We start from the raw sequence: 25,226 nt of genomic DNA on the forward strand, positions 1-25,226 counted from the left end.
ATGTCTGGTAATACATTTGGAACACTTTTTAAGGTCACCACCTTTGGTGAGAGTCATGGTCTTGCACTGGGAGCCATTGTTGACGGCTGCCCACCAGGAATCGAGATATGTGAAGCTGATTTGCAACGTGACTTAGATCTACGCAAACCAGGCACCTCTAAACACACAACACAACGTCGTGAAGCCGATGAAGTAAAGATTTTGTCAGGCGTTTTCGAGGGTAAAACGACAGGCACGCCAATCGGATTAATGATCGAAAATACTGATCAGCGCTCAAAAGATTACGGCAATATCGCAGATACTTTCCGCCCAGCTCATGCCGATTACACGTATGATCAAAAATACGGCTTTCGCGATTATCGTGGTGGCGGTCGTTCATCAGCACGAGAAACAGCGATGCGCGTTGCGGCTGGAGCCATTGCGAAAAAATACTTGAAACAACAATTCGGTATTGAAATCCAAGGTTTCTTGTCTCAACTGGGCCCAATCAAATTGGAAGTGAAAGACTTAAGCCAAGTCTATGACAACAGTTTTTTTAGCCCTGATCCTGATGCGATTCCTCAGCTTGAAGAATACATGACGGCATTACGCCGTGAAGGAGATTCTGTTGGCGCAAAGATTACCGTTATTGCCAAAAACTTAATGCCAGGCCTTGGCGAGCCAGTATTTGATCGCTTAGATGCAGACATTGCCAAAGCCATCATGAGCATCAACGCAGTAAAAGGCGTAGAAATTGGTGACGGATTTGATGTCGTCGAACAAAAAGGCAGCGAACACCGTGATGAAATGACACCTGAAGGCTTTTTAAGTAATCATGCCGGCGGTGTTTTGGGCGGCATTTCATCTGGCCAAGACATTGTTGTGCACATGGCCTTAAAACCCACGTCAAGCATTACGATTCCAGGCAAGAGTATTGACCGTGCTGGAAATTCAATAGACGTCATTACTAAAGGTCGACATGACCCTTGTGTTGGTATTCGTGCAACCCCAATTGCCGAAGCCATGCTCGCATTAACTATTATGGATCACTTGCTAAGACACAGAGCGCAAAATGCAGATGTTGTCTGCCCAACGCCCATTATTAAAGGGCAAGCATAGTCTTACAGATATTCCAAACAACAAGCCGCTATTAGCAGATAGCGGCTTTTTTATTTTTATGATTTCAATACGAGGCGATTAATGGCTAATACACTAGGAACGACTGTCATTCGAATTCGCGTTGGTTCCACGAATCCGGTCAAAGTAAACGCGGCCAGACAGGCTTTTACCCAAGCTTTCCCAAACCACATCATTCATTGTGAAGAAATGCATGCACCGTCTGGTGTTGCTGAGCAACCCATGTCAGAAGCGGAAACTCGGCTTGGCGCACAAAATCGCGCACGTTATTGCTTTGAAAATAGTAAAGACAAGGTAATGAATTTCTTTGTTGCAATGGAGGGCGGTGTTGATAAATTCGAGGAGGGTGCAGCCACCTTTGCTTACGTCGCCATTGTAAACAGTGAAGGTCTTCTAATGACAGGCCGTTCTGCAAATTTGCCTCTGCCAGACAAAGTTTATCAGCGCTTGCAATCCAATGAAGAATTGGGACTGGTTATGGACGACCTGTTTAATACGGATAACATTCGGCAAAAAGGCGGCGCCATAGGCTTGTTTACCAATCACGCAGCGACAAGAGAAAGCGTCTACACAGAAGCTCTGGTGCTTGCATTGGCCCCAGCGTTGCACTCTGAACATTATTTTTAAACTGTTAGATTAAGTACATACAATGAAGTATAAATGGATCTTATTTGATGCTGACGAAACACTATTTCATTTCGATAATTTCGCTGGCTTAAAACACATGTTTGCACAACATGGCGTGGCTTTTGAAAAAACCGAATACGATGAATACCAGGTTGTAAACAAACAGCTTTGGCTCGATTATCAAAATAATCAGATTAATGCAGAACAACTACAAACACGTCGTTTTAAATTATGGAGCGATAGACTGGCCATTAGCCCAAAAGAACTTAACAAACAGTTTCTAGACGCTATGGCGGAAATCTGTAAGACATTACCAGGCGCGGTAGAACTCGTGTCGTATTTGCATGCAAACAGTATCAAGATGGGCATAATCACCAATGGCTTTGTCCAGTTACAAGCAGTACGACTAGAGCGAACAGGTTTTTTACCATATTTCGCACCCGTGGTTACTTCAGAGTCCGTTGGTGTTGCTAAACCACACCCTAAAATATTCGAACATGCTTTTGAGCAAATGGGCTCACCAAACAAAGAACACGTACTTATGGTTGGCGATACCTTGGAGTCAGATATTTTAGGAGGAAACAACTTTGGCATTGATACATGTTGGCTTAACCATCACAACAAAGAGCATCCAAAGGAAATAACACCAACTCACCAAATTCGTTCACTGGTTGAGTTACAGAGTTGGTTAAATTCTAAATAGGGCATCTAGCGCTAAATAGCCCAGAATGAAGAAACCCCATATAAACCTTGCTGAGTATATATGGGGTTAACTGTAAGCATATTAGCTGAGTCGTCTTTATTATTTATTTTTTAGTAGCAGACAAATACTTATCTAAAGTTTCTTGGCTTGCGGATTTAACCGTCATACCGTCTGGACCAGCACCGATATTTGTATACTGTTTTGCAGGCTCACCATGTTCTTTAAAGAACTCTAATTCTTTAGAACCTTCCTCAAAAACCCAAAGGCGTCCATCTTCAACTTTTGTAGTGAATCCATCGACATCGTATTTTGAAGCAGATGTGTCAGAAGACATTGAAGAGCAAGCGCTAAGAGATCCAGCAAGCAAAGCAGCGATAATCAGTTTGTTTTTGTTCATTAAGAGCACCTATACAAAAGTAGATTGTTTAAAAGTTAAAAACTCATAATGAAAGAATTGCGTTACAGAAAAATGACGAAATGATTTAACGAGCAATTTTTTTGCACAGTTTAGAAATATGGCGCTTAAGAGGACTGGAATAACGCTCACTATTTCCGATAAATGTTATTATCGGAAATAGTGTATATTTGGAAATAGCGACCTCAAAGCCGCTAAATCTTATCCATACTTCTTAAATTTAAATGCATGCGCATGTTTCCGCAACGATGCTGCGGTTACGACCTTGCCCTTTGGCTTCATACAACGCTTGGTCAGCAGCTGATAATGTTTCTGATACATTTGCTCCACAGTCTGCAAACCATTCAGCTACACCAATCGAAACCGTAATATTACCAACAACATCGAATTTTTCATCAGAAATGGCAACGCGTAATCGTTCAGCAATACTGTAGGCTTCATCTAACGTGATTTCTTTAAGAACCAATATAAATTCTTCACCGCCTGTACGAGCCACCATGTCACCATCTCTAGTGAAATGCTTTAGTATGTTCGCCTGATGCTTCAACACTTCATCGCCAACACTATGCCCAAAGGTATCGTTAATGCGTTTAAAGTAATCAATGTCTAGCGCCAAAATAGCGAATGGCATGTCTAACAACTCAAGTTGTTTGAGTTTAATTTGAAATGCACGACGGTTACTAACACCGGTTAATGGGTCTGTTTCAGCGTCTCTCTTTAATTCACCAATTTGGCTCTGAATAACCTTAACACCACTTAGCATGGCACGTTTCAACCCTAGACTTTCAACATACCACGATCTTATGTTCTCAATATCCTCGTTCACAGTTGGACTATCAAGTGAACGAGCCTTCTCAGCCAACTGTTGCAATGGCCTAGAAATCGCCCGTGCGAACAACCAAATAAACAGGAATACTCCAAAAGCCAATGGCAATGTACGTAAGACCACTTTTTCCATAATTCCGGTTAGTGGGAGCAAAGTCGATTCCAGTGGACTTTGTGTAATGACAATCCAACCAGTACTGGGAATAACAGAATAGCCTGCGAGCATAGGAACACCCTTCACGCTCTCAAGCATCATTCCACCTCCTTTAGATGCTAGAACATCGTCAATACCTTCATCATTATCAAAAAAAGTACCAATTCTCGCTTGATCAGGATGGTATAAAATCTGTTTATTTGCGTCGATGACATAAATATACGAGCCATTCTTATAGTGATGTTCACCCAGAATATCGCTCAAAATATTTGGACTCTTCAAATAAATGGAGCCCCCTAAAAACCCTCGATAAGTACCATCTGAACTAAATATCGGTGAAGAGATAAAAACAATCAGGTTTTTGAGCGTTGAAACATAAGGGCTACTGATGAGATTTGTTTTCTCTTCTTGAGCTTCCCTAACCCCTAACGATGTGAGCTTTTTTCCCACTATATCCAGGGTTTCAGGGGAAGCGGCTTTTGCTAAGCCAGAAGCATCGCTAATTACAACCGAATTAAAACTGTCAGTTTGATATTTCAACCGATTTGCTTCTTCAGTTAATGTAGCCTGATCGCTCATTTTATCGTTAATAGAATTTGCGGAGTAAGCGAGCTGTTGCAGAGTGGATGTTAAAAACACCTCAGTCGTATCTGAAAGTTTATTTGCATACGCCCTATTTACCTCAATAGCTTGGGATATAAGCTGTTCTTTTTGCACTTCGTAGTTTGAATAAAAGCTGCTAACAAAAGTAAGGATGGTGGCTGTAAGAGCGAGGAATAAAATCAGTCGGTTTAACTTGAGGAGCTTGCTATTTAAGAAGGTCAAAATCGTATATCCATTACGTAGAGTAAATTTTTGCACTGCAGGTCATTTTATACCAAAAAAAAGAGGCGCATTCAGCCCCCCTCTTTGTTTTAATCAAAATTGTTAGCAGTAGACTTTTTGTATCGATTGAAACAAACCATCAACAAACCAGAAAACGATAATATGGCGGCGGCTGCAGGAATCCATTCAAAGCCAAAACCAATACTAATAACCAGTCCACCTAATGCAGCACCAAGAGCATTCCCAAGATTAAAAGCCCCTATATTAATCGAAGAAGCTAAGCCTGGCGCCTGTGCAGCAATTTTCATCACTTGCATTTGTAATGGTGGACCGCTACCAAAAATCACCACGCCCCATAACAAGGTTGTTAACGATGCGCCTATAAGACTGGTCGATGTAAAACGGAACAAAAGCAAAATAGTAATCTGTAAGCCAAGAAAGATAAATAACGCCATATCGGGAGACTTATCTGTTAACTTGCCACTGATGAAGTTACCTAAAGTGAAGCCAATGCCGACTAACATCAACATTAAAGCAATCGCATTATCTGAAGCGTCAGCTAATGTCTGCATGATTGGCGTGATGTAGGTATACAAGGTAAACATAGATCCTGCACATAACACAGTGGTAGAGAATGCTCTTAGTGCCGCAGGCTGAGTAATTGCCTTCAATTCAGCTTTGACATTCGGCTTGTCAGCTTTTGGCATGCGAGGCAAGTTACGATAAATACCCGCAAACGCAATCACGCCTAATAATGCCGTCAGAGCAAAAGCCAGTCGCCAATCTATTGTCTGCCCAATCCATGTCGCAATTGGGACACCAACGATATTGGCAATGGTTAAACCCAAAAAGATAGCCGCGACCGCTGAGCCTTTTTTATGAGCAGGTGCCATATTCATCGCAACCAATGCCCCAATACCAAAAAACGCCCCATGGGAAAAACTCGTGATAATACGAGAAATCATGAAAGTAGAATAATTTACCGAGACGGCAGATAAAATATTGCCAACAATGAAAATGACCATTAAAGCAAGTAGTGAGGTTTTGTGGCTGTAGCGAGTTAAATACAAAGTTATTAAGGGCGCACCCAACATCACACCTATCGCATAAGCACTGATCAATAAGCCTGCCGCAGGTATAGATGCATTTACACCGTCAGCGATTACGGGCAGTAACCCCATCGGCATAAATTCTGTTGTCCCTAATCCAAATGTACCGAGGGCAAGGGCAAATATACCCCATTGATAAGCCTGCATAGACGCTCCACTGTAAATGAAAAATAACCAAACCAAATCAAAAAAATAAGCCAATAACAGAAGCTATTGGCTTATTAAATGGAGCCGTATTTTACACCAAACATTTATCAAATGCTTGGCAAAATCAATGCCCTCTATTTTCGGAGTTTCTGCTTATGCGGTTTAATGTGGCTTGGCCACCAGAACCAATAGATCACGAACAATATAAGCAACAACCCTATTATATTAATGAGCGCGTTCATTTAGACACCTCCTGGCGTTTTTCCTTTAACTGGGAGACTTTCAATAATCGTAGTCGGTTAGCATTCATGACAACAGTAACAGACGATAAAGACATAGCCGCACCAGCGATAACAGGACTCAAAAGCCAACCAGTAAAAGGAAACAACACACCAGCTGCTACCGGTATACCCAAACTGTTATAGGTGAATGCCCCCCATAGGTTTTGCTTGATATTACGCAAGGTTGCCGAGCTAATATCAATAACATCCGCCACACCGCGTAAATCATTATGGATCAGAGTGATGTCAGCACTCTCCATAGCGACGTCTGTACCCGCGCCCATAGCAAATCCCACATCCGCTTGAGCCAATGCCGGTGCATCGTTAATTCCATCGCCAATCATGCCAACCACTTCGCCTTTAGACTGCAGCGCTTGGATCCAATTTAACTTATCATCCGGCATAAACTGCGCGTGGTAGTCATCGATGCCTACATGATCAGCCACAGCCTTTGCTGTCTCTGGATTATCGCCGGTGAGCATCACAACTTTTAAACCTTGATCTTTAAAATGTTCAATGACAGATTTAACTCCCGCCTTAATTGGATCCTCTATAAAGAAGATCGCCAATACATGCGTAGTATCAGATAAATAGACACGAGTCGTGCTTTTAACGCCCTCGTCGCTTTGTGCCATATTTAGGTCAATAGCATGCTCTTTCATTAAACGTTGGTTGCCTAATAAATAGGTTTTACCATCGTATACCACTTTAGCGCCCAAACCACTGAGCGACTCAAAACGCTCCAATTTAATACTATGCTTTTTGTGTGAATCAAAATGAGCCAATAGCGCGTCAGCCAAAGGATGATTTGCTTGTGATTCTATTGCCGTGACAATTTGACCAACAAACTCTTCCTGAGCGCGCTCAGCTATCTGCTGATGAACCACTTTCGGCTTTCCTTCGGTTATGGTTCCAGTTTTATCCAAAACGATCACAGACAATTCACTGGCTCGCTGTAAAGCTTCACCATTGCGAATCAGACCACCATACTCTGCGGCTTTACCAATACCAATCATGGTAGAAATGGGTGTTGCCAACCCCAAAGCGCAAGGGCAAGCAATGATGAGAACCGAAATCGTCGTCACTAGCATATATGACAGCGCCGCATCATTTCCAAAGTTAAACCAAGCTAGCGCGGTAACAATAGCGATAATGATCACACTAGGAACAAATACAGCGGAGACTTTATCCGCCAAGACGCTGATTGGTGGCTTAGAATTCTGAGCCTTGCCAACCATAGTAATAATTTGAGCCAGAAGCGTATCCGCCCCTACTCGAGTTGCTTTAAATAATAAACTTCCCTGACCATTTACAGTGCCAGCCGACAATACACTGCCTTGGTGTTTTTCGATGGGCTCAGCCTCGCCCGTTAGCATAGATTCATTTACGGTGGAGGAGCCTTCGACTACTTCACCATCAACCGGAACCTTATCCCCTGCACGAACTCGCAAGATATCATTTACTTTGATGTCGGCTACAGGCACGCGAGTCTCAGAGTCCCCCTCAACCTTGGTTGCCATCTTGGGACGTAAATCTAATAAACGATGCAAAGCCTTGCTGGTTTTACGACGCGCACTTAACTCTAACGCTTGCCCCAAGTTAATTAGGCCGATAATCATAACGGCCGCTTCAAAATACAGATGCTGTGTATTATCTGGAAACCACTGGCTTGGTGCTAAAATCACTAGCATGGAATATAACCAAGCGCTTCCCGTACCTAATGCGATAAGTAGATCCATATTCGCTTGATGATTACGAAACGCCTTCCACGCTCCGCGAAAATAATGCCGTCCTGCACTGATCATGATTAGCAAGGTGATTAAGCCGATGATTCCCCACACGACTTTTTCGGTGAACGTGCTCACCATCATATCCCCACCTAAAACGCCATAAAGCATTAAAGGAACACCCAACCCCAAGCCAAGAATCGACGATTTTTTCTTATGCTGGTATTCCTGCTGTTCTCTTGCTTGACGCTCTTCCTGACTTTTTTCTGCATCAACAATAAGGCTTGCTTGGTAACCTGATTTTTCGACAGCCTTAATGAGTTCTTCTACCTTCCCCTTGCTGATTACTTGAGCGGTGTGACTGGCAAAATTCACTTCAGCAGACACTACATCTTCTGCATTATTCAGCGCTTTTTGAACCGTATTAACACAGCCCGCACAGGTCATTCCAGCAATTGATAGCTGGTAACTTTGAGTGTCTGTGGTTTGATCTGAAGTGGCCTGCTCTTTTTCGCTGCCAGTTTCCAGGGCCTGTTTTTCTTCTGCTTCACTTTTTTGAGCATGCTCATCATTAAACAAACCTTGAAACTCAAAACCTGCCTTTGTAACACTCTCCTCAATTTCAGCTAGTGGTAAATCAGACGTCACCAACAACTGTTCTTGTTTAGGAATGCCCTCAACTTGCGCTTCTGGACTTTTCACCTGAATGAATTTGCGAACTTTTGAGACACAGCCTTGGCATGACATACCGGTCACTCTTAGCGTTAGCTCGACTTTTTGATCAGATGATTTTGATGCTGAATCTGTCATATGCTCTTTCCTTCTAATCTCGTCATGACGCGCTTCACTTTGTATTTTCCCATTCTTCAATCAAACAACAAATCGAATGGCCATCAGGCGCACCGTTTGGCATGTGCTCCCACGCAGCTAGAGCCTCTTCCATTTTGATTAAATGCGCTTGCAATTGAGCTATTTTTAATTTGGTTTCAGGCACCTTCTTTTCCAGAAGGTCACGAACCATTGGGCAAGGTGAATCGCCACTATCGGATTGCTGAAAAATCTCTTCGATCTGTTTTAAGCTAAAACCTAATTCACTGGCTTGACGGATGAAATTCAATCGCTGCAATGCCACTTTGTCGTAGAGCTGATATCCATTATTCGGATCACGCTCAGCATGGATTAACCCAAGCCTAGTGTAGTGACGAACTGTCTCAGTCGTAACCTTGCCTATTTTAGCTAGCTCACTCACTCGCATAGGGACCCCCTTTAGCTTCTTTTAAGTTTTCATCATAACGCTAGTGTAAAACCTATGTGTAGCACATAGGTCAAGCTGATATTAATTCCTTGGTAAAAATTTAGCGCAAAAAAAACCGAGTTCATTATGAACTCGGTTTTGTATGGGGCACTTTAAAAGAAAAGATCAGTGCAACTTCAGTTTTGGCTTAACGACCTTGCCAATTTTTTGTGCAGCCATAATCACCGTCGCTTTCAACCAGCCATGAATTGCAATGAGATGAAGTCTGTACAGAGAAACATAAACGAAACGAGCGATACGGCCCTCTATAAACATGGAGCCACCCATTAAATTTCCCATTAGATTACCCACTGTACTATAGCGGCTCAAATTCACCAGAGAGCCATAATCTTTGTAGGTATATTCTTTAAGCGGCTCGCTCAAAAATGACGCCTTGATATTATCAAATACAAGGGCTGCCATTTGGTGAGCTGATTGTGCTCTTGGCGGCACAAAAGAGCCATCGGCTTGCTCACATGCGCAACAATCACCTATGACATAAATATTGTCAAAGTTTGTCGTTTGCAGGGTTCCTTTGACTAATATTTGATTGTTACGTGTGGTCTCAAAACCTTCGATATCCGCCACAAAATCCGGTGCTTTAACACCAGCAGCCCAAATCATTAGGTCAGCTTCAATGTTTCCCTCATCGGCAGTTTGGAAGCCACCGTCGTAAGCACGCACAACTCGCGTGTTTTGACTTACCGTAACACCAAGACGAATCAGCTCTTTAGTCGCCAAGGAAGCAATACGGTCAGGCAGCGCAGGAAGAATTCGTTGACCAGCTTCAATTAATTGCACTTGAACTCGTTTACCTGACATTTCAGGCATACCATAAGCTTTAAGCATGTCAGCCACATGAAATAATTCAGCCGATAATTCAACGCCTGTAGCTCCCCCTCCAACAATGGCAAGTTTGAGTTTAGCGTCTGTGCCTTCTTGATGAACTCGTAAAAACTGATTCAATAAGGCTTGCTGGAAGCGTTCGGCTTGTTTGTGGGAATCAAGAAAGTAGCAATGATCTGAGACACCTGGCGTGCCAAAATCATTACTCACACTACCAACAGCCATAATCAGTATGTCATAGGAAATGGTGCGTTCTGGCAAAACAACATGCCCCATATCATCTGATAAAGAATCCAATCGTAACGTTCGAGCTTCAGGATCAACACCCATCAAAGTGCCTAACTGAAATTGGTAATGATGCTTTGCGGCATGAGCCCGATAATTCAAACCATCGCTGTTTATATCTAACGAGCCAGTCGCAACTTCATGCAGCAGCGGCTTCCAAATGTGAGTCTGACTTCGATCAATCAGCACAACATCAGCTTGACGCTTTTTCCCAAAGGCGTGTCCTAACTTGGTGACTAACTCCAAGCCACCAGCACCACCGCCAACAACAACGATTTTCTTCATACAAAATCACCTATAAACATTGAATAATTTGGAAAGCATTCATTAACCTACTTTCCAAATTATTCATGAGACTTTACTTACCCGTTTTTATTTCACTCGTTGCGCCAGGAGCTTATCCAATGTATTTGCAAACGCCATTCTATCTTGCTGACTAAATGTCGCTGGTCCACCCATCTGCACACCAGATGAACGCATCTGCTCCATGAAGTCTCGCATCCCTAAGCGCTGCTTTATGTTTTCTTTGGTATAAAGTTCACCACGAGGGTTTATCGCTAACGCACCTTTCTCAATCACGTCCGATGCTAAAGGAATATCCGCAGTAATGACCAAGTCCTGATTATCGATATTATCGACTATGTAGTTATCAGCAACATCAAAGCCAGAACTAACGACACGTCGCTCAATCCATTTTGATGGGGGAATAGAGATGGCTTGATTAGCCACTAAGATACAAGGAATTTCAACTCGCTCAGCGGCACGAAAAAGAATGGTTTTTATAACATTAGGACAGGCGTCAGCGTCGACCCACAAGCGCATAGGATTCCCCTTTTTGTAGGGCACTATTATTGATCAGTCGAAATATGAAATCCAGTGATGAATAAGAACAAACGGAGCACATATCAGCAATCCGTTTGTTCATACACTTTCAGATACTACATATTTGGGTAATTTGGACCACCAGAACCTTCTGGCGTTACCCAAGTAATATTTTGTGCAGGGTCTTTGATATCACACGTTTTACAATGAACACAGTTTTGCGAATTAATTTGAAAAATAGATTCGTTATTGGCCTCTACTACCTCGTACACCCCTGCCGGACAATATCGTTGTGCAGGCTCATTGTATTTAGGTAGATTGCTCTGTATTGGTATTGCCGCATCTTTTAGCTTTAGGTGACAAGGCTGATTTTCTTCATGATTTGTATTCGACAAGAACACAGAAGATAATTTATCAAAGCTTAGTAAGCCATCCGGCTTTTTATATTCTGGTGCCACGTGCTTTTCGGCTAACTCCATGCAAGCATAATCTGGCGTCATATCCTTAAACGTAAGGGGTAAATTACCCGAAAAGACATTTTGATCTAACCAGTTATAAGCTCCCCCCCAGAAAGTACCAAACTTATGCATAACGGGGACAAAGTTACGCGCTTGCTGCAACTCTTTTCCAAGCCACGAATCTTTCAACGCGTCATTAAATTGCAGCAACTCTTTTGGTGATGTTTCCAGCTGCAGCGCATCAAAAACACTTTCTGCTGCAATCATACCGCTTTTCATAGCCGTATGAGTTCCTTTAATTTTGGCAGGATTTAACGTACCCGCATCACAACCAATGAGCAATCCGCCAGGGAAGCTCATTTTAGGCAAAGAAGCCCAACCACCTTTTGCGATCGCTCTAGCACCATAAGAAACACGTTTAGCGCCTTTCAAATGCTCGGCAACAACAGGGTGATGCTTATATTTTTGGAACTCATCATAAGGACTGAGATAAGGATTTTTATAGTTCAGATCGACGATCAGCCCAACAACCACTTGGTTGTTTTCTAGATGATACAAAAATCCACCACCTCCAGCTTCGCTCCCTAATGGCCATCCAGCTGTATGGATAACCGTACCAGGCTTACTTTGCCCTTCTGGTACATCCCATAGCTCTTTGATACCAAGTCCATAATGCTGAGGGGCTTTATTTTTATCTAACTCAAAGCGCGCAATAAGCTCTTTGCCAAGATGTCCGCGACAACCTTCTGAAAAAATAGTGTACTTGGCTTTAAGTATCATACCAGGCATGAATCCGTCTTTTTCAGAGCCATCCTCAGCACGGCCCATATCTCCGGTAATCACACCTTCTACATTCCCTTCATCATCATAGGCAACTTGAGCCGCTGAAAACCCTGGAAAAACTTCAACACCGAGCGATTCGGCTTGTTCTGACAACCAGCGGCAAAGATTACCAAGGCTAATAATGTAATTGCCATCATTATGCAGCGTTTTTGGCATCATCCAATTAGCGAATTTTTTTGAGGAAGTGTCAGAGCCAAGCCAATGTAGCTCGTCCACGTTCACTTTGGTGTTAAGCGGCGCTCCCATTTCTTGCCATTCGGGAAAGAGTTCGGTGAGAGCGATTGGGTCAACAACGGCACCAGATAGAATGTGCGCTCCTATTTCAGAACCTTTTTCAACCAAACAGACACTAATTTCTTTTTCTTCAGCTTGTGCTTTTTGCATAATTCGACAAGCGGCAGACAAGCCAGCAGGCCCACCACCAACGATCAAAACATCAAATTCCATTACTTCTCTATCTGACATGTTTTGTCTCCCTATAAGGATGCGTTTTTATTTTTAGGGCATTCTTTATAATTTTATAATATTGTTATCGATTGAAAGCGCTTTTGTTTAGTTTGTCAACAGTTTGAGAACCAAACATTATTGAGTGGCTGTAACCAAACGCTCGCGGCAAAACGTGATCACAGTAAAAGGCGACAGAATGCTCCCAAGAAGCTTTTTGTTCATCATCTAAATTACCGTCATTTTGCGCGGCCTCTAATGCCCTTACTTGTAACCAACCACCAATCAAATAGCCCATGAGCATCATATAAGAATACGCCAAGCCAGTGCCTAATACTGGGTTCTTTTTCATTTCAGCCAAACAGTTTTGTGTAGCGGCTTTGGCTAACTCCAAAACATGTTGAACTTTTTCAGTGTAACCACTAACAGATGTTTTCTTCCACTCCGCAAGCTCTGCTTCTATATCCTCTAATAAAGACAGCATGGCAGCCCCTTTATCAGAGTGCAATTTACGGCCAATCAAATCGATTGCTTGTATGCCGTTTGTCCCCTCATAAATGGGTAAAATTCGAGCATCACGAGCGTGCTGAGCAACCCCTGTTTCTTCAATGAATCCCATGCCTCCATGCACTTGAATCGCTAGAGAAGTAATCTCTTGGGCCTGCTCAGTAATCCAGCCTTTAACAATAGGTGTATATAGAGCAGTTCTGGCAATAGCACGCTGTTGATCTTCTCCTGATGCAAAATGAGACATATCATTCTCTACTGCCGCCACATAAATAAGCGAGCGCATTGCATCAATCTGCGACTTCATTGTCATCAACATACGAAGTACGTCTGGGTGTTCAATAATAGCTGCCCGCTCGGTACGCTCCGCGTTCATTCCTTGCTTACGCTCTAGAGCATAGGCTAATGCTTGCTGATATGCTCGCTCAGAGATGGCTAAGCCCTGCAAGCCGACTCCCTGTCTTGCATTATTCATCATAGTGAACATGGCTTTTATGCCTTCGTTTTCTTCACCTACTAGGTAACCTACAGCACCTTCTTTATCACCAAAGCTCATCACACAGGTAGGCGAAGCATGAATCCCCATTTTATGTTCTACTGAAACCACCTGAACATCATTACGTTGACCTAGTTCACCTTGGTCATCCAGTAAAAATTTCGGCACGATGAATAACGAAATGCCTTTTACACCTTCAGGGGCATTTGGCAGACGGGCCAGCACCAAATGAATGATGTTGTCAGTCATCTGGTGATCGCCCCAAGTGATAAAGATTTTCTGACCTTTGATGCGGAATGCCTCCCCATCTGGGGTCGCTTTACAGGTAATCGCAGCTAGGTCAGAGCCAGCGTTAGGTTCAGTAAGATTCATTGTGCCAGCCCATTCGCCAGCCAACATTTTTGGAAGGTAAAGATTTTTAAGTTCGTCACTTGCGTGCAAGCTAATCGCTTCAATTGCGCCAAGGCTTAGTAAGGGGCACAAAGAAAAGGCTAAGTTAGCGGCTTGAACGCCTTCGTTCACGGCTGTTGCGACATAAGAAGGTAGACCTTGGCCACCGTATTCAGGGTCACCCGACAAACCTATCCATCCACCGTCTGAATAGGCCTGAAAAGCCTCTTTGAAGCCTTTTGCTTCAATAACTTCACCCTTCTCAACACGAGACCCTTCTTTGTCTCCACTCGCATTGATAGGCGCAATCACCTGTTCTGATAATTTGCCAGCTTCACCGAGAATCGCTTCTAATAGATCATTATCAACAGCGTCATCTAAATAAGGTGTAAGACGGTCAATTTTAGCGACAGAACGTAAACTGAATAAGATGTCATTGATTGGGTATAGGTATTCGCTCATTTTTTATTCTCCGGTTAGTTATCCGAGCGGATTTATACCTATAGAATGGAAAAATAAAGCCAATTTCTCAATAACAATTCAGACCTATATTTCTAACAAAAACATTCATGCTGTTTATTCAAAGGGTTCAACAGCCTAATCTATAGGCGTTTCATCGCTTTACCGAATTTCAGGTATTCCTCACTTTTTCGATATTCACCTGGCGTCATACCAGTCCATTTTTTAAAGGATCTAAAAAATGCACTTGGCTCATCGAACCCCATTAATGCTGCAATATCATTGATACTAAGCTGTGGCGCATTCATATAAGTAATCGCCGCCTCTTTGCGGCAATCGTCTTTAATATTTTGATAGGAAGTCTTTTCATCATTGAGACGACGACGTAATGTGGAGACACTCATATTAAGAGCGCTTGCCACTTCATCTGCACTTGGCATTTCACGAGAGAAATCTTTCCCTAACATCGCCATCACTTGTGATTTAAGACTGTTATCATTTTCAACCATGACTAACAATTGATAAGGCGCCGTTTTTAAAAAACCTCTCAAGCTGTCTTCCGTTTGCACGATCGGCATATCAAGGTAACTAGCGGGGAAAACCAATGCATTGGCGTGTTGATTAAACTTAACTTCAGACTGGAACAATGTTTTGTAGTATTCGACATCATCGGGTCGTTCGCTAGTAAAGTAAGCCGCTTTTAAATTTAGTCGACGCCCTATCAACCAACAAATAAAATGGTGCCACATAGACAGTGTGGTTCTTAATTGCTCATTTGATTCAGGCACGACAAGTTCATCAACACTCCCGTCGGATGAATCTAAGGCTGCAAACGTTACCATCGCAAAACGGCCCTTTTTAATTAGCACGGGCTTGACGGTTGGACCACGGCAAATTTCATAAAAATCACTGCAGCGATATAAAGCATGAGCAAGACTTCGCGCATGTATAATGCATAAGCACATCATTCTAAAGGTACCATTAGGAACCTTTCCTCCGCTGAGCATGCCAAAAGATTCGTCCTGCATCAGCCACATGATTTTCTGATAAAGCATGCCATATCGATATGCTGGAAAAGTGTCACCTTGCTCTAGCTCATCGTGTGTTAGTTCTAAGCTGTCTAATACTGCTTGGCGATCAAGCCCTTGACCTTCAACCGCCTTTAAAAGATATCGAACACTAGACATAGGAACAGAAGCTTTCACAGACATCACCTTATTTCACAAATGAACTTACTAAATTTTTATTTTACGGTGTTTTTTTTAACATAAAAAAAGGCTGCATCTGCAGCCTTTTTTATTTTACCTTCACTTACTAATTTTTTGCTTCAACTTTAATGAGCTTATTTTTGCTCAGTAAAAGCGGATAACAATTCGTCTAATGACAGATCTTCACTATCTGTATCGACATTAGTCGTCTGCTCCAATGCTTCTGCTTGCTCTGTTTTTTCTTCAACAGGCTTAACAAAAACAAAGCGACGTGGACGTACAGGTGCTGCCCCAGCTTCTTTTTCCGGAAGTAGACCTAAACGATCAAGTTTTTTGTGCGCTTGTTCTTTGCGTTCCTTGGCTTTCTTTGTTACAAAACGGCGAGTTGACGAAGCTTTACGAGCTTTGTTTTGCTCTTTCATCATCTCTTTTGAACCAGTTTTTCCAAGTTTTCCACGCATACTGCGCGATTTTTTAACACGAGCCATAATATCCTCTCTTTATCGCGCGCATTGTAGCAGTGAAATCACGCTAGGTCATCCAGCAGTGTTAGCAATCCTTAAAAGATCTGTGACCTAAATTTCTCTGCTCACCAATTGCACCAAATAAATCTCTCACTTTTGCAGAATCACCGGCCTTCAAAGCACCTTCAAGTTCTTTAAGTATAGTGATTGTGTCATCAACGACTTTTTGATACTCCGCAGTTTGGGCCTTTAACTCTGCGCCTTGCAAATTATCATGACTAAATTTGTGAGGTGCTTCACTGCGAGATTTCTCGAAATATGAAATAAGCGCTTCGACGTGACCTACTGCAGACTCACTGTCTCCGGCTTTCACATCAGATGACATCGCACGCATTTCATCTTTGATATTTTCCATATATCCATGCAATGTGGTATCACATACACCATGAGCAAATACTGTAGAAGAAAAAGCCATTGACATAATGGCGGCAGTAAGAAGAGTTTTTTTCATCGTTATACCCTTTAAGTTCCTAGTTTCTTAGGCAAATGGCTTCATTTTTTTAGCCAAACAATACCTTTAAAATAACACGCTTACTGAAAATAGCATCCAAAATATTGCAAAAAACAATTGTCTTTTTTGATTACATACACATTCAATGGTACAAAAGCGGTTTGATGTGTATCGTCTAGTGTTGGACAACGAATACGATAGGAGTTCATTATTTTTACTGTCAAACCTCTATTGCTGGTGGTAACCGGCCTAGTAATGAGCAGTCTTACTCTAGCTGAATGCAGTGATTTTGATGCGAAACTGGCGGCGGATAAACTGGCTCAGGATTATATTGATGGAAAAAGCTTTAGACCTGCATTGGTATTAAAAAAGCACTTGCCCAGTAAACGCAAAGAGGTCGCCAGCTATATCAAAACGGACGACCTCTACTATACGGTGTATTCTTTGGTTAACTCTAATTGCACTGCGAAAATAATCAAAAGAACCAATGGCAAACACTAAGTCACCACTGGTTCTATTTAATTTTTAAGCTGCGCTGATTCGTTCATTTCTTATCTTTTTCTGTATCTTTCGTTTTATTAGATTTTTTGGCGTTTGTAGATTCTTCCTCAGAGTCTTCTTCCTCTTCATCGTCATCTTCTTCACCTAGTTTTGAGATTTCTTCTAGTCGCTCAATCACTCTGGCAGACAAACTGCCTTCTGGGTATTCACCTTCCTCATTCACGACACCTGGCTCAATTCCTGTCAATAAATGCAGAGCTTCATCCGCTGTTGAGACCGCATAGATATGGAACATCCCGGCTTTAACAGCTTCAACAATCTCATCGCTTAACATTAAGTTAATCGCGTTTGATTTTGGAATGATGACCCCTTGCGTGCCAGTCAGCTCTCGCGCCTTACAAACATTGAAGAAGCCTTCTATTTTTTCATTCACCCCGCCGATCGCTTGAATTTCACCGTACTGATTCAACGAGCCAGTTATAGCAAGATCTTGACGCAAAGGCACTTGAATCAATGCCGACAACAAACAACATAACTCTGCGGTAGAAGCGCTGTCACCATCTATGTAACCGTAACTCTGCTCCATAGCAATGGAGGCTGAAATATCGAGTGGAAAGCGCTGAGCATATTTATTGCCCAAGTAGCCAGATAGGATCAACACACCCTTAGAGTGAATATTTTGACCTAGGTTGGACTCTCTCTCTATATCAATAATCCCTTTGCCACCTGGGTAAACGGTTGTAGAAATTCGCGCTGGCGCACCAAAGCTGCTATCACCGATCTGCATCACAGTTAAACCGTTTATTTTACCAACCGCATAACCATCACTTTCCAGCAATACGGTGCCTTCGATAATCTCTTCAATGATTTTTTCACTAACGCGGCCCGTTCTGTGTTTTTTGGCTTTTAAAGCTCGCGCAATATGATCGGCCGTAATTTCTGTGTCTTTGGCCATCTGACGAACAAAATCCGCCTCACCCAATAATTCGAATACATCACCGATCTTTGCGGCCATCTCGCGCTGATGCTCTGCTAAACGGCTGCTGTATTCGATTAAAGCAGCAACACCGTCACGGGTTACATTGGCGTATTCTTCTTTGTCGACTCGGTCTTTCATGAGGCGCGCGAAAGACAGCTCAGATTCTTTAGTGCGTTTTAGTGTATCGTCAAAATCGACTAGAACGCGGAACATTTCCTGAAAGTCTGGATCCGCATCCTGCAACAAATAATAAATATCACGGGCACCTATCAAGACCACCTTAACCTGCAAAGGCAAATCTTGGGGAGACAAGGTCATGGTATTCATCAGCCCCATATCAGCGTATGGATGCTCGATCTTAATGGTTTTGCTTTTGAGGGCACGTTTAAGTGCTTCCCATAAATAATGGTCTGTCAGCAGTTTTTCAGCGTCTAAGATTAAATAGCCGCCATTTGCAGCGTGCAAACTGCCAGAGCGAATTAAACGGTAGTTAGTGACTAACATACCTTGGTCACTACTGTGCTCAACTTGACCAAATAAGTTGCGATAAGTCGGATGCGGTTCATACACAACAGGCTGACCACCATTAGGCTTATGAGTCATCGCGATATTGGGTAAATACAGCTCCTCATAAAACTGACGACGGCCAATTTCATCGCGGTTTTCAGAGGCTTTATCATCTGCCATTTGATCAATGATAGTTTTATCTAAGTCTTCACGCAGAGCATGAAGATGAGCAGTGATATCGGCATCATCTTGATATTTCTCAAATAAGCCTGACATCAATGGATCCAATGCTTCTTTGACAGTATCTAAATTCAATTGACGGATTTTTTCGTAGGTCGCTCGCTTCCATTGTGGCAAGCCTAATAGTTCTTCATTTAACAAACCTTCAAGCGTAGACACACCTTCCTGAAAGGCATCACGCTCATCGTCAGTCAAAGCAGCAAATTCATTTTCTTCTAGCGCTTTGCCATCTTTCATTGGTGCAAAACTGACAGAAGACGCGTCGCGAAACATAGCAACACCAATCTTTCCAGAAATGCGCTCAACTTTATTAATAGCGGCTTCATACTGATCATTGAATGCTCTATCAATAATGCTTTTTTGCTGTTGATAGGTTGGGTTTTCAAAAGCGGCAGGAAAGGTAACCATTAATCCATCAATTAACGAACGGATCTCTTTTTCAAACTCAGACGCCTGACCTGGAGGGAACTCAAGGGCTTTAGGGCGATGGCTTTCCGTAAAATTGTTAATGTAAGCCCACTCATTAGGGGCAGGACGGCGCTTCGCTTCACTTTTCAAATAATTTAGTACATAAGAGGAGCGGCCTGTTCCCGAATCCCCCATAGCAAAAATATTATAACCTGGACGTTGCATTGCCACACCGAACTGAATGGCCTCAACAGCACGTTCCTGACCTAAAATACCGCTTAGCGGCTCAATATCATTTAATGTTTTAAAAGCGAGATGATCATTTGGCACTTTCGCTGCAAGTGCTTGGTGAGGTAGAGAGGTAACCATACTGGACATCAATGGGTTTCCTTTTATGTAACAAGCTTCTTTAAATGAGGCTTGCGAAAGAAGAGTCCTCTTCTTTCGAATATGTTATGTAAATACAGTAAGTTGAGACTAACACTCTGATTCCACTTCGCCTATATGATGGAATAAAATTTCCTTCTCACCTGCATCGTCATTAAAGTGCTAAGAAGCGGCTAGCTGAAGCTGAGACAGAGGATTAGCTTTTGAAAATACACGGTGAAAGTTCTGCGCCGTGGCTTCTAATAAAGCTTCGTAGCGAATTCCTTTTAAATCGGCGACGTACTGTGCCACTTCAGAAACATACTGAGGTTCATTTTTCTTACCTCGATAAGGAACGGGTGCCAAATACGGCGAATCTGTTTCAACAATCAATGATTCTAATGGCAGCTTACGCACCGTTTCTTTCAAGTCTTGCGCGGTTTTAAAAGTCACTATGCCCGATATAGAAATAAGATAGTTCTCATCCAGCGCGGCTTTCGCCATATCATAATCTTCAGTAAAACAATGCAATACCCCTGCGCTATCACGATTGCCATATTGCTTAATCAAAGACAAGGTATCTTGTTTCGCATTTCTTGTGTGAACGATGACTGGAAGACCTAAATCGCCTGCTGCTTTGAGGTGATGCATAAAGCTTACTTTCTGAGCTTCATGGGCCTCTGCTGACGCTTCATAGAAATAATCTAGACCCGTTTCACCAATAGCAATGACTTTAGGGTCTGCAGCATACTGACGTAAAAGCACTTCATCGGTCACAAGGCCATCGCTTTGTAATGGGTGAACGCCACAGCTTGCGTATATTCCGTCTCGCTGAGTAAAGCCAAGCACGGTATTCATTTTATTTAGATCAACTGAAATAGTTAACAGCTGCCTGACACCCTTTTGATATGCCGCATCAATGACTGAATGTATGTCGTTGTTATGTGGTGCCAAATCAAGCATATCAAGATGGCAATGAGTATCAATTAACATAGTTTGTTTACCACTGATTTAATTCGTGTGTGAGTTGCATAATGGGGTTTAAATTTGTCTTTTGAAGGTCTGACTTTAATTTTTGTAACGCTTGATAACGCAATATGAGCGTTTGAATTCCCAGACGAGCAATAAGAGTGTCATAGATTCCCTGTAAAGCAGGGTCAATCGGTGCGCCAGTTGAGTGATAAATACATTGATGAAGAATCGCAGCCAAGCCATTGCAATAATCTTCTATATTAGAATTATCTGCTCCCTTCAACACTGCACTAACGGACACAGTCCCTCTCAATAGATCAGTCAGCTGGTTAGGCAATGAGGCGTATAATTGGGCTTTGCCTTGCTTTTGGATCGCTGACAATCGAAATGGCTGAGTCGTTAACCAAAATAACGAACTTAACGCCTCGCCATCATCTTGCTTCAACAGCCATTGCTTTACCTCATGCGTATTTGGCGTCGGCACATTCACTAAAAGACAGCGACTACGAATAGTGGGCAAAAGACTGGTTGATTGAGAGCTAGTGAGAACAAAGTAGGTTCGATCTGCTGGCTCTTCAAGTGCTTTGAGCACAGCATTTGCCGCATTAATATTCATTGCTTGCGCATGGGTAATTAATACAACTTTATTCTGACCGACTTGAGGTTTTTGACTAATTTGACGAACTAACAAGCGAACTTGATCAACTTTGATTGTTCCAGCCTGTCCGTCTAAGATACGAAAATCTGGATGAGTTTCAGCGCGCATCAACTGGCAAGAGTGACAATTCCCGCAGGCAGCAGCTTGATCACTTTCGCACATTAAGTCCTTAACCATTTCATTGGCAAGCTCTTCTTGTCCAACACCATCCGCCCCCGTAACTAATAAGGCGTGAGAAAGACTATTTGTCTGCTTTAAAACCTGAACTTGTCGTAAGCATGGAATCAACCAGTCAGCTATATTTGTCATCTAGGAATTACCAGTCCAAGCGTTATTGAGCTTCACAAGTTGCTCTTCGATTTGCTGCTTAACTGAGTCAAGCGACTGACTAGCATCAACCACTCTAACCCTTTCAGGATCGGCTTGTGCCCGCTCAAGAAAACCGTCACGGACCTTTTGGTGAAAGGCCAAAGACTCTTTGTCTAAACGATCCTGATGCTGACGCTGAACAACACGTTCTTGGCCTAACTCAACAGCCACATCCAACAGTAAAGTTGCATCAGGCTTGTTGTCACCTACCACCCACTGTGAAAGCTGATCAAGCATCACAATATCACCACCACGGGCTTTTCCTTGGTAAACGTAACTGGAGTCTAAAAAACGATCACTAATCACCCAAGTACCATGTGCCAATGCTGGCTGTATTTTTTCAGCTAAATGTTGCGCCCTTGCCGCAAACACAAGCAACAACTCTGTTATATCATTTACCCTTTCACTTCGGGGGCTGAGGATGAGTTGGCGTATCTCTTCCGCAAGAGGCGTTCCACCCGGCTCACGAGTCATTACATAAGGAATATTATGATCATCAAGCCATTGACGAATGAACTGGATCGCTGTGGTCTTACCACTGCCTTCTCCACCTTCAAGCGAAATGAATTTACCTCTCATACATAATCCTCTTTATTTCGTAACTTCTGGTGTCGATCGATAGTCTTCTCGACGCTTATACTGATATTCTCTGACCGCTCGATTATGTTCTCTTAATGTATCTGAAAACGCATGCGTTCCGTCCCCTTTAGCCACAAAGTACAAGGCTGTTGTGTGCTCTGGATTTAAAGCTGCCTCAACCGCCTCTCTGCCAACATTAGCAATGGGTGAAGGCGGCAAGCCATAAATCCGATAGGTGTTATAAGGCGACACATCTTGTAACCCTTTGCGCGTCAAATTCCCCGTAAACTTATCACCAAGACCATAAATAACCGTAGGGTCTGTTTGCAGTCTCATGCCTTTTTCAAGTCGACTTATAAACACTTGAGCAATAAGAGGACGTTCGTAAGGAACACCCGTTTCTTTCTCAATAATAGACGCCATAATAAGCGCCTCATAAGGCGTTTTATAAGGTAAATTCTCTGCTTTATTAGCCCACAACTCCGCCAATGTTTGCTTCATCAAGGTATGAGCGTGTTTTAAGATACTGACGTCTGTATCACCATTATGATAGCGATAAGTATTCGCAAAAAACTGCCCTTCTGGATGATCAACATCAAGCCCAAGAGTCGTCACAATCTCTTCATCTGTAGCATCAAGCAATGTCATAGTGATATTGCCTTTGGCTTGCATCGCGAGCAAAAACTCTCTGGTTGTTTTACCTTCAAGCAAAGTAATCGAATAAAAAATAGACTCGCCTGAATCAAACAACTTCATAACATCAAGTAGATTCATGCCTGGTTTGATAGCATATTCACCAACTTTAGGCACCCATTCAGGATGAAGTTTAGCCACTACTCGCGTTAAATAAGGGCTAGAGATGAAGCCCTTCTCACTTAAATTATTCCCCAAGCTGTAAGCAGAATCCCCTGCATTAACAACAAATATTTCCTCATCCTTTATCATCACAGGATCGGTAATGGAGTAATAAAGATAACCAGCTATGACAACCAATAACGTGATGAATAAAAAAGCAACACGGTAAAACCATTTAATGAACGCCATGCATATCCTTAGCTTGCATTAGAATTTGTAATTTTCGGGTATGAATCCCTATAGGAAAAGACACACCAGTTACGCCAATAACCGGCACAATCCCCATCAAACTGTTCGTGATAAAAACTTCATCCGCTGCCATCAGATCACTGAGTGAAAAGCAGCCGACTTGAACAATGTACTCTGCCTGATTTTCAATAATGGCTTTTCGATAAGTACCTTGCACACCGGATGTCTGGAGTGATGGTGTATACAAAACACCATGTTTGCACCAAAAAAGATTACTCTGGATACACTCAACCAATTTTTCGTCCGTATTCAACATAATGGCCTCGAAGTCAGAGGCCATTAAAAAGCGCTTAGCCATCACGTTTTCAAGACGATTTAAATGCTTAATCCCCGCTAAAAAACGATTTGAGCTAACAGGTACAGGGGATACACAAAGTGAAACGCCCTTTTCCTGCTGAGCTTTATAGTCTGGCGCTGGTAGGATACCGATAACGATCGAATGAATACAATTTTCTGGGGGCAAATACCCTCTTCCACCTACACCGCGAGTCACCATGATTTTGACCACGGACTCTTCTTTAATCAATGGCAAAACCTGTGAGTACAGAAAACGCTTCAATGTAAGTTGTTGTTCATTGGAAAAAGGCATAGCGAGCTTGGATAGCCCACGATACAGTCGAGAAAGGTGATCTTCAATTTGTAGAAAGCAATGAGGGACAGCACGGATGGTTTCGAAGACACCATCACTGTAAGCCAAACCACGATCAGCAACAGAAACCGAATTGTCTAATCTGTAATTGACGAACCAAGTCATGGCTAAAAACTCAAAAATTAAGGTTAGCTATGATAGCGCAAAAAAGGATGGCGTCCCATAGGGGGTTCGAACCCCTGTTACCGCCGTGAAAGGGCGGTGTCCTAGGCCTCTAGACGAATGGGACAAATAAAATAGATATGGAGCGGGAAACGAGGCTCGAACTCGCGACCCCAACCTTGGCAAGGTTGTGCTCTACCACTGAGCTATTCCCGCAAAAACATAAAAAGAGTGGCGTCCCATAGGGGGTTCGAACCCCTGTTACCGCCGTGAAAGGGCGGTGTCCTAGGCCTCTAGACGAATGGGACACAAATAAACTCTTTAAAACTACACTACTACTTACTTTAAAAGTAAGTGGCGTCCCATAGGGGGTTCGAACCCCTGTTACCGCCGTGAAAGGGCGGTGTCCTAGGCCTCTAGACGAATGGGACACAATTTAGCTTTTATAGTGCTATAACTATTTTCTTCCCTAAAGAAGAATGGAGCGGGAAACGAGGCTCGAACTCGCGACCCCAACCTTGGCAAGGTTGTGCTCTACCACTGAGCTATTCCCGCATTTTTATTACCCTACTCTTCATTCGCATGAAGCAGTGAGCAATCTACATGATCCGCCTTAGCCAATCATAATAAAAAGTGGCGTCCCATAGGGGGTTCGAACCCCTGTTACCGCCGTGAAAGGGCGGTGTCCTAGGCCTCTAGACGAATGGGACACAATTTAGCTTTTATAGTGCTATAACTATTTTCTTCCCTAAAGAAGAATGGAGCGGGAAACGAGGCTCGAACTCGCGACCCCAACCTTGGCAAGGTTGTGCTCTACCACTGAGCTATTCCCGCAA

22 protein-coding genes and 7 tRNA genes are annotated in these 25,226 nt (G+C 42.8%); 4 read left to right on the forward strand and 25 right to left on the reverse strand.

Annotated elements, in window-relative coordinates; all coding sequences use genetic code 11:
- The 3 genes from aroC to yjjG all read left to right on the forward strand — a co-directional run bounded on the left by aroC (window position 1) and on the right by yjjG (window position 2,446).
- Complete coding sequence (aroC, locus tag DFP75_RS04565) at window positions 1-1,098, forward strand: chorismate synthase (RefSeq protein ID WP_110572648.1); 1,098 nt, start codon at window positions 1-3, stop codon at window positions 1,096-1,098.
- Between the two features lie 81 nt (window positions 1,099-1,179).
- The gene (gene yjjX / locus DFP75_RS04570) at window positions 1,180-1,743 is read left to right on the forward strand and encodes an inosine/xanthosine triphosphatase (protein ID WP_110572650.1); all 564 of its coding nucleotides are present in this window, start codon (window positions 1,180-1,182) and stop codon (window positions 1,741-1,743) included.
- Between the two features lie 22 nt (window positions 1,744-1,765).
- Complete coding sequence (gene yjjG, locus DFP75_RS04575) at window positions 1,766-2,446, forward strand: pyrimidine 5'-nucleotidase (protein WP_110572652.1); 681 nt, start codon at window positions 1,766-1,768, stop codon at window positions 2,444-2,446.
- 103 nt (window positions 2,447-2,549) lie between these two features.
- On the opposite strand, the gene DFP75_RS04580 is transcribed toward yjjG, so the two are convergent.
- From DFP75_RS04580 to DFP75_RS04635, 12 genes are all read right to left on the reverse strand, one after another.
- Entirely contained in the window at window positions 2,550-2,843 is a 294-nt protein-coding gene (locus DFP75_RS04580; RefSeq protein WP_217494962.1) for a hypothetical protein, read from the reverse strand.
- Window positions 2,844-3,081: 238 nt separating this feature from the next.
- On the reverse strand, window positions 3,082-4,701 hold the full coding sequence (locus tag DFP75_RS04585) for a sensor domain-containing diguanylate cyclase (RefSeq protein ID WP_220032615.1): 1,620 nt from the start codon (window positions 4,699-4,701) through the stop codon (window positions 3,082-3,084).
- Window positions 4,702-4,754: 53 nt separating this feature from the next.
- A complete protein-coding gene (locus tag DFP75_RS04590) occupies window positions 4,755-5,921 on the reverse strand; it encodes an MFS transporter (protein WP_110572654.1) in 1,167 nt (388 codons plus the stop codon).
- A gap of 238 nt (window positions 5,922-6,159) precedes the next feature.
- Window positions 6,160-8,739 carry a heavy metal translocating P-type ATPase gene (locus DFP75_RS04595; RefSeq protein ID WP_110572656.1) on the reverse strand — a complete coding sequence of 860 codons (2,580 nt, stop codon included), beginning with the start codon at window positions 8,737-8,739 and terminating at the stop codon, window positions 6,160-6,162.
- Window positions 8,740-8,773: 34 nt separating this feature from the next.
- A complete protein-coding gene (locus tag DFP75_RS04600; RefSeq protein ID WP_110572658.1) occupies window positions 8,774-9,184 on the reverse strand; it encodes a MerR family transcriptional regulator in 411 nt (136 codons plus the stop codon).
- A gap of 165 nt (window positions 9,185-9,349) precedes the next feature.
- The gene (locus tag DFP75_RS04605; protein ID WP_110572660.1) at window positions 9,350-10,639 is read right to left on the reverse strand and encodes an NAD(P)/FAD-dependent oxidoreductase; all 1,290 of its coding nucleotides are present in this window, start codon (window positions 10,637-10,639) and stop codon (window positions 9,350-9,352) included.
- An 87-nt stretch (window positions 10,640-10,726) separates the two neighbouring features.
- A complete protein-coding gene (locus tag DFP75_RS04610; RefSeq protein ID WP_110572662.1) occupies window positions 10,727-11,176 on the reverse strand; it encodes a YaiI/YqxD family protein in 450 nt (149 codons plus the stop codon).
- Between the two features lie 116 nt (window positions 11,177-11,292).
- Window positions 11,293-12,942 (reverse strand): electron transfer flavoprotein-ubiquinone oxidoreductase, encoded by a 1,650-nt coding sequence (locus DFP75_RS04615; RefSeq protein WP_110572664.1) that lies wholly within the window; start codon window positions 12,940-12,942, stop codon window positions 11,293-11,295.
- A gap of 64 nt (window positions 12,943-13,006) precedes the next feature.
- Window positions 13,007-14,776: an acyl-CoA dehydrogenase family protein gene (locus DFP75_RS04620; protein ID WP_110572666.1), complete on the reverse strand. Its 1,770-nt coding sequence runs from the start codon at window positions 14,774-14,776 to the stop codon at window positions 13,007-13,009.
- A gap of 140 nt (window positions 14,777-14,916) precedes the next feature.
- A complete protein-coding gene (locus DFP75_RS04625; protein ID WP_175404922.1) occupies window positions 14,917-15,984 on the reverse strand; it encodes an AraC family transcriptional regulator in 1,068 nt (355 codons plus the stop codon).
- 131 nt (window positions 15,985-16,115) lie between these two features.
- Window positions 16,116-16,469: a hypothetical protein gene (locus DFP75_RS04630; RefSeq protein WP_110572670.1), complete on the reverse strand. Its 354-nt coding sequence runs from the start codon at window positions 16,467-16,469 to the stop codon at window positions 16,116-16,118.
- A gap of 61 nt (window positions 16,470-16,530) precedes the next feature.
- The gene (locus tag DFP75_RS04635) at window positions 16,531-16,956 is read right to left on the reverse strand and encodes a cytochrome b562 (protein ID WP_110572672.1); all 426 of its coding nucleotides are present in this window, start codon (window positions 16,954-16,956) and stop codon (window positions 16,531-16,533) included.
- A gap of 255 nt (window positions 16,957-17,211) precedes the next feature.
- Between DFP75_RS04635 and DFP75_RS04640 the strand changes: the two genes are divergently transcribed.
- On the forward strand, window positions 17,212-17,457 hold the full coding sequence (locus DFP75_RS04640) for a hypothetical protein (RefSeq protein WP_110572855.1): 246 nt from the start codon (window positions 17,212-17,214) through the stop codon (window positions 17,455-17,457).
- 43 nt (window positions 17,458-17,500) lie between these two features.
- Here DFP75_RS04640 and DFP75_RS04645 read toward each other — a convergent pair whose 3' ends face one another.
- From DFP75_RS04645 to DFP75_RS04705, 13 genes are all read right to left on the reverse strand, one after another.
- On the reverse strand, window positions 17,501-19,969 hold the full coding sequence (locus tag DFP75_RS04645; protein ID WP_110572674.1) for a Lon protease family protein: 2,469 nt from the start codon (window positions 19,967-19,969) through the stop codon (window positions 17,501-17,503).
- A 171-nt stretch (window positions 19,970-20,140) separates the two neighbouring features.
- Window positions 20,141-20,950, reverse strand: a complete 810-nt coding sequence (locus DFP75_RS04650) for a TatD family hydrolase (RefSeq protein WP_110572677.1) — start codon at window positions 20,948-20,950, stop codon at window positions 20,141-20,143.
- Between the two features lie 7 nt (window positions 20,951-20,957).
- Entirely contained in the window at window positions 20,958-21,896 is a 939-nt protein-coding gene (holB, locus tag DFP75_RS04655; protein WP_110572679.1) for a DNA polymerase III subunit delta', read from the reverse strand.
- Complete coding sequence (gene tmk / locus DFP75_RS04660) at window positions 21,897-22,535, reverse strand: dTMP kinase (protein ID WP_110572681.1); 639 nt, start codon at window positions 22,533-22,535, stop codon at window positions 21,897-21,899.
- Window positions 22,536-22,547: 12 nt separating this feature from the next.
- Complete coding sequence (gene mltG / locus DFP75_RS04665) at window positions 22,548-23,579, reverse strand: endolytic transglycosylase MltG (RefSeq protein ID WP_110572683.1); 1,032 nt, start codon at window positions 23,577-23,579, stop codon at window positions 22,548-22,550.
- Window positions 23,566-24,393: an aminodeoxychorismate lyase gene (gene pabC / locus DFP75_RS04670; RefSeq protein ID WP_110572685.1), complete on the reverse strand. Its 828-nt coding sequence runs from the start codon at window positions 24,391-24,393 to the stop codon at window positions 23,566-23,568. Before pabC ends, mltG begins: the two co-directional genes overlap by 14 nt.
- Before the next feature lie 48 nt (window positions 24,394-24,441).
- Window positions 24,442-24,517 (reverse strand) — tRNA-Glu (locus DFP75_RS04675).
- Between the two features lie 14 nt (window positions 24,518-24,531).
- A tRNA-Gly gene (locus tag DFP75_RS04680) sits at window positions 24,532-24,606 on the reverse strand.
- 16 nt (window positions 24,607-24,622) lie between these two features.
- Window positions 24,623-24,698: transfer RNA gene (locus tag DFP75_RS04685), tRNA-Glu, on the reverse strand.
- Window positions 24,699-24,745: 47 nt separating this feature from the next.
- Window positions 24,746-24,821: transfer RNA gene (locus DFP75_RS04690), tRNA-Glu, on the reverse strand.
- Window positions 24,822-24,870: 49 nt separating this feature from the next.
- A tRNA-Gly gene (locus tag DFP75_RS04695) sits at window positions 24,871-24,945 on the reverse strand.
- A gap of 79 nt (window positions 24,946-25,024) precedes the next feature.
- Window positions 25,025-25,100: transfer RNA gene (locus tag DFP75_RS04700), tRNA-Glu, on the reverse strand.
- Window positions 25,101-25,149: 49 nt separating this feature from the next.
- Window positions 25,150-25,224: transfer RNA gene (locus DFP75_RS04705), tRNA-Gly, on the reverse strand.
- Window positions 25,225-25,226 lie beyond the last annotated feature (2 nt).

Origin of the sequence: Marinomonas alcarazii, from assembly GCF_003208215.1 — a bacterium.
Classification (GTDB): domain Bacteria; phylum Pseudomonadota; class Gammaproteobacteria; order Pseudomonadales; family Marinomonadaceae; genus Marinomonas; species Marinomonas alcarazii.